This is a genomic window from Streptomyces sp. NPDC104313 (assembly GCF_055583985.1).
Genome location: NZ_JBVJMW010000010.1, coordinates 111919 through 125746 on the forward strand (window position 1 = coordinate 111919; position 13828 = coordinate 125746).

General features: G+C 71.8%; 14 protein-coding genes. 7 read left to right on the forward strand and 7 right to left on the reverse strand.

The annotated features are described in order from the left end of the window. Window positions 1–131: 131 nt before the first annotated feature. Window positions 132–1115, reverse strand: a complete 984-nt coding sequence (pgfA, locus tag ACZ60Q_RS23440; RefSeq protein ID WP_469637881.1) for a cell envelope lipid trafficking protein PgfA — start codon at window positions 1113–1115, stop codon at window positions 132–134. Between the two features lie 183 nt (window positions 1116–1298). Here pgfA and ACZ60Q_RS23445 point away from each other — a divergent pair, with 183 nt between their 5' ends. Then, the gene (locus ACZ60Q_RS23445; protein ID WP_371622061.1) at window positions 1299–1451 is read left to right on the forward strand and encodes a hypothetical protein; all 153 of its coding nucleotides are present in this window, start codon (window positions 1299–1301) and stop codon (window positions 1449–1451) included. Continuing rightward, a complete protein-coding gene (locus tag ACZ60Q_RS23450; RefSeq protein WP_469637883.1) occupies window positions 1448–2653 on the forward strand; it encodes a PucR-like N-terminal domain-containing protein in 1206 nt (401 codons plus the stop codon). The genes ACZ60Q_RS23445 and ACZ60Q_RS23450 overlap by 4 nt, the downstream gene beginning before the upstream one ends. Before the next feature lie 91 nt (window positions 2654–2744). On the opposite strand, the gene ACZ60Q_RS23455 is transcribed toward ACZ60Q_RS23450, so the two are convergent. The 3 genes from ACZ60Q_RS23455 to ACZ60Q_RS23465 are packed head-to-tail and all read right to left on the reverse strand — an operon-like array spanning window position 2745 to window position 6334. Continuing rightward, window positions 2745–3530 (reverse strand): 3-oxoacyl-ACP reductase, encoded by a 786-nt coding sequence (locus ACZ60Q_RS23455; RefSeq protein WP_469637886.1) that lies wholly within the window; start codon window positions 3528–3530, stop codon window positions 2745–2747. Window positions 3531–3535: 5 nt separating this feature from the next. Further along, window positions 3536–4918 carry an aldehyde dehydrogenase family protein gene (locus ACZ60Q_RS23460; RefSeq protein ID WP_469637889.1) on the reverse strand — a complete coding sequence of 461 codons (1383 nt, stop codon included), beginning with the start codon at window positions 4916–4918 and terminating at the stop codon, window positions 3536–3538. Between the two features lie 51 nt (window positions 4919–4969). Beyond that, window positions 4970–6334, reverse strand: coding sequence for a glutamine synthetase family protein (locus tag ACZ60Q_RS23465; RefSeq protein ID WP_469637892.1), 1365 nt, complete (start codon window positions 6332–6334; stop codon window positions 4970–4972). Window positions 6335–6617: 283 nt separating this feature from the next. On the opposite strand from ACZ60Q_RS23465, the gene ACZ60Q_RS23470 reads away from it, so the two are divergent. The 3 genes from ACZ60Q_RS23470 to ACZ60Q_RS23480 all read left to right on the forward strand — a co-directional run bounded on the left by ACZ60Q_RS23470 (window position 6618) and on the right by ACZ60Q_RS23480 (window position 9804). Further along, a complete protein-coding gene (locus tag ACZ60Q_RS23470; RefSeq protein WP_469638319.1) occupies window positions 6618–7307 on the forward strand; it encodes a FadR/GntR family transcriptional regulator in 690 nt (229 codons plus the stop codon). Between the two features lie 182 nt (window positions 7308–7489). Next, window positions 7490–8959: an ethanolamine permease gene (gene eat / locus ACZ60Q_RS23475; RefSeq protein WP_469637895.1), complete on the forward strand. Its 1470-nt coding sequence runs from the start codon at window positions 7490–7492 to the stop codon at window positions 8957–8959. A gap of 101 nt (window positions 8960–9060) precedes the next feature. Further along, window positions 9061–9804: a gamma-glutamyl-gamma-aminobutyrate hydrolase family protein gene (locus tag ACZ60Q_RS23480; protein WP_469637898.1), complete on the forward strand. Its 744-nt coding sequence runs from the start codon at window positions 9061–9063 to the stop codon at window positions 9802–9804. A 54-nt stretch (window positions 9805–9858) separates the two neighbouring features. Here ACZ60Q_RS23480 and ACZ60Q_RS23485 read toward each other — a convergent pair whose 3' ends face one another. The 3 genes from ACZ60Q_RS23485 to ACZ60Q_RS23495 all read right to left on the reverse strand — a co-directional run bounded on the left by ACZ60Q_RS23485 (window position 9859) and on the right by ACZ60Q_RS23495 (window position 11996). Beyond that, entirely contained in the window at window positions 9859–10629 is a 771-nt protein-coding gene (locus ACZ60Q_RS23485) for a hypothetical protein (protein WP_469637901.1), read from the reverse strand. 139 nt (window positions 10630–10768) lie between these two features. Next, complete coding sequence (locus tag ACZ60Q_RS23490; RefSeq protein WP_469637904.1) at window positions 10769–11350, reverse strand: TerD family protein; 582 nt, start codon at window positions 11348–11350, stop codon at window positions 10769–10771. A 70-nt stretch (window positions 11351–11420) separates the two neighbouring features. Further along, complete coding sequence (locus tag ACZ60Q_RS23495) at window positions 11421–11996, reverse strand: TerD family protein (RefSeq protein ID WP_032792079.1); 576 nt, start codon at window positions 11994–11996, stop codon at window positions 11421–11423. A gap of 261 nt (window positions 11997–12257) precedes the next feature. On the opposite strand from ACZ60Q_RS23495, the gene ACZ60Q_RS23500 reads away from it, so the two are divergent. Together ACZ60Q_RS23500 and ACZ60Q_RS23505 are read left to right on the forward strand one after the other, a co-directional pair. After that, the gene (locus ACZ60Q_RS23500) at window positions 12258–12689 is read left to right on the forward strand and encodes a BlaI/MecI/CopY family transcriptional regulator (protein WP_469637907.1); all 432 of its coding nucleotides are present in this window, start codon (window positions 12258–12260) and stop codon (window positions 12687–12689) included. A gap of 2 nt (window positions 12690–12691) precedes the next feature. Beyond that, on the forward strand, window positions 12692–13624 hold the full coding sequence (locus ACZ60Q_RS23505; RefSeq protein WP_469637910.1) for a M56 family metallopeptidase: 933 nt from the start codon (window positions 12692–12694) through the stop codon (window positions 13622–13624). The last annotated feature ends 204 nt before the right edge of the window (window positions 13625–13828 follow it).

Here is a 13828-nt window from a genome sequence, read left to right on the forward strand (position 1 = left end):
GAGTGATGAGGGAGTGAAGAGGAGAGGTACGGACGGGGACGAGACCGGGGGGCCGTGCTGTGGTGGGGATAGACAGTTTTCGGCACGGGTACGCGCCCGGCTACTCACCGGTGCAACAACTTGCCGGTAACTCAGGTGCGCGGAATCGTCATCATGTGAGTATTCGGCGATTCCGGCTCCGTCCGGCGCCCCCGGACGACGAGTACGACGCCCGCCAGCGCGAGCACACCGCCCAGCCCCGCCGCCCCGGCCGGCGCGGTCGTGCCGAGCATCGCCAGCCGGTCGCTGTCCGCCGACGCCAGCTCGACCTGCCCCAGCTGGGTCTCCTCGGTGAACTCCACCCGCTCGCTCTCCAGGAGCACGACGGCGTCCTTCTCGGAGCCCGGGGCGCGCAGCGTCTTCCTCGGGCCGATCGCCGCGTTCATGATGCGGCCGGTCCGCTTGTCCACCACCAGCTCGATGCCGCTGTTGGAATACCACTCCTCGGCCAGCACCTGGGGGATCTTCTTCTTCCCCACGAGCACTCCGGGCACCTGGCGCACACCGGTCCTGGCGGGCTCGACCTCGCCCTTGAAGAGGAGACCGGAGTAGCCCTGAACCTTCTGCTCACCGGCGTAGGAGAGCCGCACCACCCCGCCGAGCGTGCTGTCCCACCAGCGGTAGGAACGCTTCTCGACGTCGAAGGGGAACTTGAGGTAGGCCTCCCCGTCGAACGTCGGGGTCTCCTCGCAGCAGTGCACCGGCTCGTTCGTGGTCCGGTCGGTCACCCAGCGCTCCAGCGTCCACTGGAGCGCGTCACGGGGGTCGGAGGCGGGCAGGGTGTCCTGGTGGTCGACCGAGGTGGAGACGTCCCACACGGCGTTGCCGCTCTTCTCGCTGTCGGCCACGTCCCCGCGCACCTGCCGCGTGATCGTGATCTCTCTGCCCTCGACCGTCTCCACCTCGGACGTGTCGAAATAGCTGCCCGTCCCGGTGAAGACGGTGGTGGTGTCGATGTCGATGGGGGTGCGCTTGGCCTGCGGCTGGACGTACCAGACGAGCAGCGGCGCGAGGACGAGCAGGAAAACCCCTGCCCCCAGCAGGACAAGCGACAGGGGTGAAGCGTTGTGGCGCATCCGGGCACTCCTGGGTCGAATCTCTTCGCGGAGGTGCACGGGCCCGGGCCGGTCAGCCCTTGATTGGCGTGAACAGTAAGCAAGCCCTTGACGGAATGTCAATGTGCTGTCGACACTGTGTCCCAGCCGGAGGGGCCCGGCTGACGGGGTGGGGATCGCCTCCAGCAAGGAGCTGACCCGACCATGCGCAGACTCATCGCCGCCGCTGTCACCGTCCTGGTGGCCGCCACGCTCGCCGTTGGCGCGGCGGTCGGTGCCGTGGCACTGCTCGACGCCACTCCCGACCAGCCCAATACGCCCCTGATCAGCTATGACACCGCCCCGGCGGCTCCGTGACCCGCCCGGCCTGGCAGGACGTCCCCCGGTCGAAACTCGACCGTTTCGAGGCGATCGCCCGGTCCGAGGCCCCGGAGCTCGCTCAGGCGATCCTGTTCCAGATTCGCCAGGAGTATCCCTATCTGCAGCTGGTCGAGGACGAGTCCGGGGAGCCGCTGGCCCTCGTCGGCATCCGCCGTGCCATCGAGGGCTTCGTCCACAACCTCACCGCCGGGGCCCACCCACGGGTGCCGCCGGAGATGTTCCAGGAGTTCGGTCGCGGCGAGGGTCTTGAGGGCCGCAGCCTCGACGCGCTCCAGGCCATCTACCGCCTCGGGGTCCGGCTCACCTGGCGCAGGCTCGCCGAGATCGGCCAGGAGGCCGACATCCCCGCGCCCGCCATGTACGAGCTGGCCGAATCGGGATTCGAGTATCTGGACGGGCTCGTGGAACAGTCGGTACGGGGCTACGCCGAGGCGGCGGCCCGGCGCGCCAGCGAACGGCTTCGCCTCCAGCGCCAGCTGATCGAGCTCCTTCTGGTGGAACACCGCGGCGATGTTTCCGTGGCCCTGGCCGAGCGGGCCGCCCGCATCGGCTGGGAGCTTCCGGAGACGATCTCCGTGGGTGTGCTCATGCGCCCGGCCCGCGAGGCCGTGGCCCCGGCGGTCGGGCAGGGCATTCTGCTGGAGATGGAGAGCGAGCAGCCGCGCGTGGTCATCCCGGACCCGGACACGGCGGGCCGTACGGAGATCCTGCGGCGCGCCACGGCCGGCTGGTCCGGGGCCATCGGCCCGGCGGTCCCGCTGGCGGCCGCGGCGACCTCGCTGCGCTGGGCGGAGACCGCGGTCCAGCTGATCAAGAAGGACCTGCTGCCGCGGGGCGAGGTGCTGTACTGCACCGAGCGGACGGAGGAACTGCTGCTGCTCCCCGCCCAGGAGCTGATCGACGCGTCCGCCCGCCGCTGCCTCGCCCCGCTGGACGGCCTCAGCCCGACCCAGGCCCGGCGCCTGGCCGAGACACTGCTCGCCTGGATCGAGACGCCCGGCGGCGCCCCGGAAGTGGCCGCCCGCCTCGGCATCCACCCCCAGACGGCCCGCTACCGGCTGCGGCAGATCCGCGAGCTGTGGGGTGACGCCATCGATGAACCGGACCAGCGCTTCGAGATGCTCCTGGTGCTTCGCGCCCGGCGTCTCCGAGGCGATCCGGCCGCCACCTCGGGCTGAACGGCGGCCGGGCCACCGCACATCCGCGAACGTCCGGCCGCCGGGGCCGTCGGAGGGCCGTCGGACCGCCGGGCCGTCGGAACCGCCGGGCTCAGACCGGGGTGACGTACGCCCCGGCGATCCCGCCGTCCACCAGGAAGTCCGTGGCGTTCACGAACGAGGAGTCGTCGCTCGCCAGGAACGCGACGGCGGCGGCGATCTCGGTCGGCTCGGCGAACCGGCCGACCGGGATGTGCACCAGTCGCCGTGCGGCCCGCTCCGGGTCCGTGGCGAACAGTTCCTGGAGCAGCGGGGTGTTGACCGGGCCGGGGCACAGGGCGTTGACCCGGATTCCGTCGCGTGCGAACTGCACCCCCAGCTCGCGTGACATCGCCAGGACCCCGCCCTTGGACGCGGTGTACGAGATCTGCGAGGTGGCCGCGCCCATCCGGGCCACGAAGGACGCCGTGTTGATGATGGAGCCCTTGCCCTGGTCGCGCATGTAGGGGATCGCCGCCTTGCAGCAGAGGTACACGGAGGTCAGGTTGACCTCCTGCACCCGCCGCCAGGCCTCCAGGCCGGTGTCCAGGATGGAGTCGTCCTCCGGAGGGGAGATCCCCGCGTTGTTGAACGCGATGTCGACCGATCCGTAGGTGTCGAACGCGGCCTTGAAGAGGGCGTCCACCTGCTCGGCGTCGGTGACGTCGGTACGGACGAAGAGCCCCGCCGTCTCCTCGGCGGCGGCCCTGCCGTGTTCCTCGTCCACATCGGCGCAGACGACGTGCGCGCCCTCGGCGGCCAGCCGCCGGGCGGTGGCCAGGCCGATGCCGCTGCCGGCCCCGGTGACGACGGCGGTGCGGCCGACCAGGCGGCGGCAGACGAAAGAAGTGTCGGTCATGGTGCTCAGGCCTCCGTGCTGATGAAGACGTTCTTGGTCTCGGTGAAGGCGGCCAGGGCGTCCGGGCCCAGCTCGCGGCCCAGCCCCGACTGCTTGTAGCCGCCGAAGGGTGTCGAATAGCGCACGCTGGAGTGCGAGTTGACGGAGAGGTTGCCCGCCCGAAGACCCTGGCCCACGCGCAGCGCGCGGCCGACGTCCCGGGTCCAGACCGAGCCCGCGAGTCCGTAGTCGGTGGCGTTGGCGAGGCGCAGCGCGTCCTGTTCGTCCTCGAACGGCAGGACCACCGCGACGGGCCCGAAGACCTCCTCGACCGCCACCGGCGCCTCGGGCGAGACCCCGGTGAGGACGGTCGGCGGATACCAGAACCCGGGGCCCTCGGGAGCCGTTCCGAGGAATGCCCGGACGCCGCCGGCTTCCCGGCCGCCGTTGACGAGCCCCCGGACCCGGTCCCGCTGGACGGCCGAGATCAGCGGCCCCATCTGGGTCTTCTCGTCGGCCGGGTCGCCCACCACGACGGCGGACACGGCCGGGACGAGCAGGTCGAGGAAGCGGTCGTACACGGACCGCTCGACCAGGATCCGGGTGCGGGCGCAGCAGTCCTGCCCGGCGTTGTCCAGGAAGGACATCGGCGCGGCCGCCGCGGCGGCCTCCACATCGGCGTCGGCGAAGACGACGTTGGGGCTCTTGCCGCCCAGCTCCAGGGTGAGCCGCTTCACCCGCTCCGCGCAGCGGGTCATGATCTGCTTGCCGGTCCGGGTGGAGCCGGTGAACACGATCTTCGCGACGCCCGGATGCTCGACCAGGGCGCTCCCGGCCACCGGCCCCTCGCCGGGCAGTACCTGGAACAGCCCTTCGGGAAGACCTGCCTCCAGGGCGAGCCCGGCCAGCCGGAGAGCGGTCAGCGGTGTCGTCTCGGCGGGCTTGAGGAGGACGGCGTTGCCCGCCGCGAGGGCCGGGGCAAGACCCCAGGCGGCGATCGGCATCGGGAAGTTCCATGGGGCGATGACCCCGACGACGCCCAGGGGCTCCAGGACCGTGAAGTCGATGCCGCCCGCCACCGGGATCTGCCGGCCCAGGAGCCGTTCGGCCCCGCCCGCGCTGTAGTCGAGGAGATCGCGTACGTTCCCGGCCTCCCACCGGGCGTTGCCGATGGTGTGTCCGGCCTCGCGGACCTCCAACCTGGCCAGTTCCTCGATGTGTTCGTCGACGACGACGGCGAAGCGCCGCAGCAGACGCGCCCGGTCGGCGGGCGCGGCGGCGGCCCAGCGTCGCTGGGCCGCGGCGGCACGGCTGACGGCGGCGTCCACATCGGCGGCGGAGGCCGCGGGGACGGTGGCGACGACCTCGGCGGTCGCCGGGTCGAGAACGTCCAGGGTGGGTGGTGACACGTACGGACCCCGATCACGGAAGCTGGTGGTGGTGCGGAGATGTTCTGGCTGTCAGAGGCGTTCGAAGGAGCGGCGCAGCTCCCAGTCGGTCACCGCGGAGTCGTACGCGGTCAGTTCGACGCGGGCCATGTTCAGGTAGTGCGCGACGACCTCCTCGCCGAACGCCTCCTTGGCGATGGGGCTGGCCTCCCACAGCTCGGCGGCCTCGCGCAGGGTCGTCGGCACCTGGTCGTAGTCCCCGGTGTAGGCGTTGCCTGTACAGGCCTCGGGCAGCGGCAGCCGCTGCTCGACCCCGTACAGTCCGGCGGCGACCAGTCCGGCGACGGCCAGATGCGGGTTGACGTCGCCGCCGGGCAGTCGGTTCTCGAAGCGCATCGAGCGCCCGTGGCCGACGACCCGCAGGGCGCAGGTGCGGTTGTCGACGCCCCAAGCCACGGCGGTGGGGGCGAAGGAGCCGGGCTGGAAGCGTTTGTAGGAGTTGATGGTGGGCGCGTAGAGGAGGGAGAAGTCCCGCAGCGCGACGAGCTGGCCGGCCAGGAAGTGCCGCATCAGCTCGGACATGCCGTCCGGGCCCTCGCCCGCCATCATGTTCGCGCCGTCGGCGTCGGTCAGCGAGAGGTGGATGTGGCAGGAGTTGCCCTCGCGCTCGTCGTACTTGGCCATGAACGTCAGTGAGACGCCCTCCTGGGCCGCGATCTCCTTGGAGCCCGTCTTGTAGACGGCGTGCTGGTCGCAGGTGGTGAGCGCCTCGTCGTAGCGGAAGACGATCTCGTGCTGGCCGGGGTTGCACTCGCCCTTGGCGGACTCGACGGTCAGCCCGGCCTCCTGCATCTCGTTGCGGATCCGGCGCAGCAGCGGCTCGATGCGGCCGGTGCCGAGGATCGAGTAGTCGATGTTGTACTGGTTGGCCGGGGTCAGCCCGCGGTAGTCGCGGTCCCAGGCCTCCTCGTAACTGTCCCGGAAGACGATGAACTCCAGCTCCGTGCCCACCTGTGCCGTGCAGCCGAGCTCCGCCAGCCGGTCGAGCTGGCGGCGCAGGATCTGACGCGGGGCCGCCACGACCGGACTGCCGTCGTGCCACGCGAGATCCGCGATCAGCAGGGCGGTTCCCCGGTGCCAGGGGATGGGGCGCAGGGTGGCGGTATCGGGGATCATGCCGAAGTCGCCGTAGCCGTTCTCCCACGAGGACATCGCGTAGCCGTCGACGGTCCGCATCTCGGTGTCCACGGCCAGGAGGTAGTTGCAGCCCTCGGTGCCGTGCTCCAGCACCTCGTCGAGGAAGAACCCGGCCGCGAACCGCTTCCCCTGGAGCCGGCCCTGCATGTCCGGGAAGGCCAGCACCACGGTGTCGATCGACCCGTCCGCGACCCGTGTGCGGAGCTCGTCGACGCCGAGCGGGGGTGTGCGGTCTGCCACGGGATGCCTCCTTGGGTGAACCGGGAGGCATAAGGTATGACAGAGAACCATTGCTTGGGAAGGGGATCCGCCAGTGGCCACGAGGGGAAGAGCGGACGACACCCGTTCGGCGGCAGGAACGGCAGGAACGGCAGGAACGGCAGGAACGGCAGGAACGGCAGGAACGGCAGGAACGGCAGGAACGGCAGGAACGGCAGGAACGGGGGGAGTGGCCGTGGCCGACAGGGCGGCGGCCGACGCGGCCGGGGGCGGGAGCGAAGCGGCGACCGGCCGGCTGGACTCCATGCTGCGGCCCGTCCGCGCGGGCAACGGATTCGAGGAGGCGCTGGAACAGCTCCTCCAGCTCCTGCGCCTGGGTCTGGTCCCGCCCGGCGAACGGCTGCCCTCCGAACGTGAGTTGTCCCAGCATCTGAGGATCAGCAGGGTGACCCTGCGCGAGGTTCTCAAGGTCCTCCAGGACCAGCACATGGTCGAGAGCCGCCGAGGCCGCTACGGAGGAACGTTCGTCCTGCCGCGCACCGCGGCCCCCGACGGCAGCGACGGGCTGCGCCGCCGCATCGCCGCCGTCGACGTGGAGGACACCCTGCTCTTCCGCGAGGTGCTGGAGGCCGGAGCGGTGGGCCTGTGTGCCGAAAGGCTCCCGGCGGACGGCGGGGCCAGGCTGCGGGCCGCGCTCGACGCGACGCGGGGCGCCCGGCTGGAGGACTACCGCCGCCAGGACACCCTGCTCCACCTCACGCTCGCCGAACTCTCCGGATCCCGCACGCTCGCCGCGCGGTACGCCGCGGTCCGGGCCACCCTCAATGAACTGCTCGACTGCATCCCGCTGCTGGTGCGCAACCTGGAGCACTCCCAGCAGCAGCACGCTGCCGTGGTCGAGGCGGTGCTCGACCGGGACGCGGACGCGGCCCGCGAGATGATGCGCGAGCACTGCGGAGGCACGGCGGCCCTGCTGCGCGGCTTCCTCGCCTGAGCCGGACCCTGATCGACGCGACGTCCCCGGACGGGTGTCGGTGTCCGGCGCCGAAACGCATCCGTAACCTCTCTTCAACGCACGCCCCTTGCCATGTGCTCTCCTGTTCCACAAAGGTGTGCCGACGAACCTTTGATCGAAGCAGTTCCAACGATGACGTAGACACACATCTGGAGCGCCTCATGGCTCAGGGAACCGAAACATCCGCCGGCCCACCCGGTGACGCGAGCCCGGGGGTGTCCGGCACGGACGCGTATCTGCACCGCAGGACCCTGCGCCGGGGCAGCGCGGGCTGGCTGCTGCTGACCGGCCTCGGCGTCGCCTACGTCGTCTCCGGCGACTTCTCCGGCTGGAACATCGGCCTGTCCAAGGGCGGCTTCGGCGGACTCGCCGCCGCCATGGTCCTGATGGGCGTCATGTACGCGTGTCTGGTCTTCGCGCTGGCCGAACTCTCCGCCATCCTGCCCACGGCGGGCGGCGGTTACGGTTTCGCCCGGCGGGCGCTCGGCACCTGGGGCGGCTTCCTCACCGGCACGGCCATCCTCATCGAGTACATCCTCGCGCCCACCGCGATCGCGCTGTTCATCGGCGACTACGTCGAATCGCTCGGCCTGTTCGGCCTCACCTCCGGCTGGCCCGTCTACCTCGCCTGCTTCGTGATCTTCATCGGTATCCACCTGTGGGGAGTCGGCGAGGCGCTCCGCTTCAGCCTGGTGGTGACCGCCATCGCGGTGGCCGCGCTGCTGATCTTCGCCGTCGGCGCGTTCACCGAGTTCGACGCGAACCGCCTCAACGACATCCCGGCGGACACCTCGGCCTTCGGCTCCTCCTCCTGGCTGCCGTTCGGACTCCTCGGGATCTGGGCGGCCTTCCCCTTCGGCATGTGGTTCTTCCTCGGGGTGGAGGGCGTGCCGCTCGCCGCCGAGGAGGCCAAGGACCCGGTCCGCTCGATGCCGAGGGCCCTGGCCATCTCGCTCGTCGTGCTGGTCTTCCTGGCCGTCATCACCTTCATCTCCGCCACCGGCGCCCAAGGAGCCAACGCCATCAAGGAGGCGGGGAACCCGCTCGTGGTGGCCCTGCAGGGCGCCGGCGAGCCGACCGCCCTGAGCCGCTTCGTCAACTACGCGGGCCTCGCCGGACTGGTGGCCTCGTTCTTCTCCCTGATCTTCGCCGGATCCCGCCAGCTGTTCGCCCTCTCCCGGGCCGGCTACCTGCCGCGCTTCCTGTCGCTGACCAACCGCCGCAAGTCCCCCTACCTCGGGCTGCTGATCCCCGGGATCATCGGATTCACGCTGGCCGCCTGGAGCGGCAACGGCGGCCGGATGCTGAACGTCGCCGTCTTCGGCGCCACGATCAGCTACGCCCTCATGGCGCTCTCCCACCTGGTGCTGCGCCGCCGCGAACCGGAACTGCCGCGCCCCTACCGCACCCCCGGCGGCGCGCTCACCTCGTCCGTGGCCTTCGTTCTGGCATGCTCGGCCCTGGTGGCGACCTTCCTGGTGGACCGCGACGCGGCGTTCATCGCCCTCGGCGTGTACGCGGTGGCGCTGGCCTACTTCGCCTTCTACAGCCGTCACCGGCTGGTCGCGGGAGCCCCGGAGGAGGAGTTCGCCGCACTGGCGGCGGCCGAGGCCGAACTCGCCCGCGACTGAGCCGGCCCGGGCGAGGGGCTCCCGCCTCCGCAGGCGTAGGGAGCGGGAGTCCGCCCCTGACAGCGACCATGTGATCACCCCGACCCGAAGGAGCCCGTTCCATGTCCCGGCCCGTCATCGGCATCAGCACCTACCAGGACCCGGCCCGCTGGGGTGTGTGGGAGATGCCCGCGGTGCTGCTGCCCGCCGGCTATCCCCGTCTCGTCCGTGCGGCGGGCGGGCTTGCCGTGCTGCTGCCGCCGGACGACGCGCGGGACGCGGCCCGGGACACCGTCGCCGCCCTGGACGGGCTGGTGATCGCCGGGGGAGCGGACGTCGAACCGGCGCGCTACGGGGCGGTCGCCGATCCCCGTACCGGCCCCCCTGCCCGCGAACGCGACTCCTGGGAGCTGGCGTTGATCCGGGCGGCGATCGAACGGGAGGTCCCGCTGCTCGGTATCTGCCGGGGCATGCAGCTGCTGAACGTCGCCCTCGGCGGCACCCTGCACCAGCACCTGGACGACCACACCGGCGGCCTCGGGGTCTTCGGCAGCCACCCGGTGACCCCGGTGCCCGGCACCGCGTACGCGGACGCCGTTCCGGAGACCGCCGTGGTGCCCGCCTACCACCACCAGGCGGTCGACCGCCTCGGCAGCGGCCTGGTGGCCTCCGCCCACGCCCCCGACGGGACCGTGGAGGCCCTGGAACTCCTCGGGCACGGGAGCCTGGTGCTTGGTGTGCAGTGGCACCCGGAGATGGGCGAGGACACCCGGGTCATGGCCGCCCTGGTCCGGGCCGCCCTGGTCCGGGCCGGCCAGGGCGACGCCTTGGCCGCCGCCGAAGAGCCCGTACGCGCCCTGCCCTGACCGCCGTGTTCCGGCCCGGTGGGGGCGGACAGCCTCGCGGAGGCCGTCCGCCCGTCAGCGGCGCGGGTCGGAGCCCCCCGGATCGGGCCTGCCGGAGCCATCGAGGCCGGGACCGGAGAAGTCGGGGCCGGAGAAGTCGGGCCCCGCGAACGCCGGCGAGCTGAACCGGGAGCCCTGCCCGTCGTCCGGGTCGGACGGGGGCGCCGCCGCCTTGATGAGCTGCTGGAGGAGGAACGGCCTGATCCCGCGGTCACGCAGCGCCGTGAGCCATGCCTCACGGGCATCCTCCAGAGCGGGCGACCGGTCGGGCACGGCTGTCGTGCCGTCCGCCGAAGGCTTCGCCGCCGTGCGGTAGAGGGCGACGACGCTGACCAGGGCTGCGACCGCCGCGACCACCAGACTGATCCAGCCGACACCGACGAGGGTGCCTGCCAGGGCGGGCAGCGCCTCGGCGAGCCGCAGACCGTAGCCCAGTAGCAGGAACGTCGCCGCGGCCGAGGCGGCGAGCACCGGCGTCAGCACCCCGAGGACCGCCAGTACCCCGGCCCCCGGCCGTTCCTGATCGCCCGGCCCGGAGAGCGGAGGCATCCCGGCGTCCTGCCGCCCGCCCCGGGACCGCCGCCGCAGGGCCGCGTACCGCCGGTACTCGGCGTCGGCGGCGGGAGTCGTGCGTGCCACGGCCGCCAGGCCCAGGACGCGCAGTCGGCCGCCGACAACTCCCGAGCGTTCGAGCAGGCGTTGGATCTCCGGGGAGGCGATCACCTCCTCGAGTGCGCGTCCGTAGTCGGATCTGTCCTCGTCCCCGAGCCGGGAAGGTCTGCCCATGCTGTCCCTCGGTCGACACAGGTGTGCCGACACCTGTGTGGTGGGTTGTCCGCCCGCCGCGCCGCGGGGGTGCGCATGTGCCGCGTGCGCACCCCCGCGGCTGTCCGGGGAGGCGTTCGAGACGTACTCGAAGGGTTCTCTAGAGGTGCTGCGTGACCGCGGGCATGAGGTCCTGGAAGGTCCGCCCGTCCGCCGCCGCGCCGATCGCGGTCATCTGCCAGCCCGATCCGGACCGCTGGACCTTGGCCATGATCTGGGCGGTGTGCCGCCCGCCGCCGGTCAGGGTGTACCGGGCCAGCTCCTGGCCGTTGCTCTCGTCGACCAGACGGCAGAAGGCCGCCTCGACCTCCTCGAAGGTCTGGCCGGTGAACGAGTTCACCGTGAAGACGATCTGGTCCACATGGACCGGCACGCGTCGCAGGTCGACGACGATGGACTCGTCGTCACCGCCCTGGCCCGCCCCGCCGACCCGGTTGTCCCCGGTGTGTTGGACCGAACCGTCGTCACTGGTCAGGTGCTGGAAGAAGACCACGTCCTGCGGGGCCTGGCCCGCGAAGAGCACCGCCGAGGCGTCCAGGTCGATCTCGCGGGCGGTCAGCCGCGCCAGGAATCCCTTACGGGGAGCGGACTTCCAGCCCAGACCCATGCGTACGAGGCCGAGTTCGCCGCCGCCGGACTTGGTGAGGCTGACCTGCTGGCCCTTGGTGAGGTTGATCGTCATCGTTCCGCCTTCGGTGACTGGGTGCCTGGGGTGACTTCGGTAGGGGCGTGCGCGTCCGGATCCCGGCGGCTCAGAGGCTGACGCCGAAGTCGGCGACGATGCCGCTCAGGCCGGATGCGTAACCCTGCCCGACCGCGCGGAACTTCCACTCGGCGCCGTGCCGGTACAGCTCGCCGAAGACCATCGCGGTCTCGGTGGAGGCGTCCTCGCTCAGGTCGTAGCGCGCGATCTCCGCGCCGCCCGCCTGGTTCACCACCCGGATGTACGCGTTGCGCACCTGGCCGAAGCTCTGACCCCGGCTCTCCGCGTCGTGGATCGAGACCGGGAACACGATCTTCGCGACGGTCGCGGGCACCGAGGCGAGGTCGACCTTGACGATCTCGTCATCGCCCTCGCCCTCACCGGTGAGGTTGTCGCCGGTGTGCTCGACCGACCCGTCGGGGCTCTTGAGGTTGTTGTAGAAGATGAAGTGCTCGTTGGACAGCACCTTGCCCGCCTCGTCGCAGAGCAGCGCGCTCGCGTCCAGGTCGTAGTCGGTGCCGGTGGTCGTGCGGACGTCCCAGCCGAGACCGACGAGGATCGCGGTCAGCCCCGGGGCCTCCTTGCTCAGCGAGACGTTTCCGCCCTTGGCGAGGCTCACGCCCATGATGTTCTCCCTTGTGCGGTGACGGGTGTTCACGTGGTGGCGGCCACGCCACGGGTGACGGCGCGGACACTCTGGCGACCACAAGAAAATCTACAGCACTGTAGATTTTCGGGGCCAGGGGGCGGGCGGCCCGGCCCCGGCCGGTGGGCGGTACCTCCGCCGGCTGGATACGATTTCCCGACACCCGGCAGGCGAAACGCCACCGCCGGGCGGCCGAACGGAGAAAGCCGGGCGGACGGACAGGGAGAGAGGGGTCGGGCCGTGGACGCCGAAGGAGCCGGTGGCGAGCGGGAATCGCCCGCCCGCAGGCGTGGCCAGGGCGAGCTGGAGGCCCAGGTGCTGTCGGTACTGGGCGGGGCGAACGAGCCGGTGACCGCCGCCTGGGTGCTGGAGCGGCTCGGCGCGGGCCTGTCGTACAGCACCGTGATCACGATCCTGACACGTCTGCACGCCAAGCAGGCGGTCACACGCACCGGACGGGGCCGCCCCGTCCTGTGGGAGCCGGTGGCGGACGAGGCGGGGCTCGCCGCGCTGCGGATGCGCCGGCTCCTCGACAAGCAGAGCGACCGCGACGCGGTGCTCTCCAGCTTCGTCTCCGTCCTCTCCTCGCACGACGAGGACCTGCTGCGGGCCCTGCTCGCCGAGAGCGGTCCCGACGGCACCGGCACGTCCTCGGACCGGCCGGAGCGCTGACGATGGGCGTCTTCGTCTACCTGCCCCTCGTGCTGCCCCTGACCGCGTTGCCGATCGCGCGCCTGGCCGAACAGCACCTGCACCCCCGCAGGGCCGCCCGGCTGCTGACCACCGTCGCCGTGATCCTCGCCTCCTGCAGCCTGGTGTGCCTCGGTCTGCTGGTGGTGGTGGGCACGGCCCAGCTGCCCGGCAACCCGCTGCCCGACGGCTGGTCCGACGCCGAGGTCCGCGAGGCCGTGCCGCACGACGCGTTCGCGGGCAAGGCGTCCATCCTCGCGCTCGTCGTCGTGACGGCGGCCTGCGGACTCACCGTCCACCGTCACTACCGCTTCCGGGCACGGGCCCACCGGGCGCTCGCGGGCCTGCCGGGCGGCGATGTCGCCGTACTGCCCGACGACGTCCCGTACGCCTACGCGCTCCCCGGCTCCCCGGGGCGGGTGATGGTCTCCACAGCTCTCCTCGCCTCCCTCGAACCGGCCGAACACCGGGCGCTGTTCGCCCATGAACGCGCCCATCTGGCGGGCCGCCACCACCGGTTGCTGCTCGCGACCCGGCTGGCCGGATGTGTCAACCCGCTGCTGTGGCCGCTGCTCGGGGCCCTGGTCTACAGCACGGAGCGCTGGGCGGACGAGGAGGCGGCCCGGGTCACCGGCGACCGCCGGCTGACCGCACGCGCGGTCGGCAAGGCGGCGCTCGTCTCCCGCCCGGTGCCCGGCGGCGCGGCCTTCGCCGCCTTCGCCGCGGCGGGGCCGGTACCGCGACGGGTGGCGGCGCTGCTGGGCCCGGTACCGCCGGACCGGGGCTGGCCCCCCGCCCTCACCCCGGCCGGAGTCGCCGCGCTCGTCGCCGCGGCGGGCACGACCGTCTCCGCGCTGTCCGCGCTGAACGCGGCCGTCGCGCTGTTCCTCGTCCTGGAGGCGGCGACACCGCTGTAGCCCACGGCCCGGGCGCCCCTCGGGCGAGCATCCGGTCCGCGTGGCGAAGATCCGCCCGACGCCTGTCGCTACAGGGCTGTAGAGTTCATCAGCCGCGGAACGCGGGCCCCGTCGACGGCGTTTCTCCACCCGCCCGGCATGCAGAATCATGCCCGGGTGCTCACCTCCCGCCGGAGTGCGTCCCACTCGATTCCATGGCTGGAG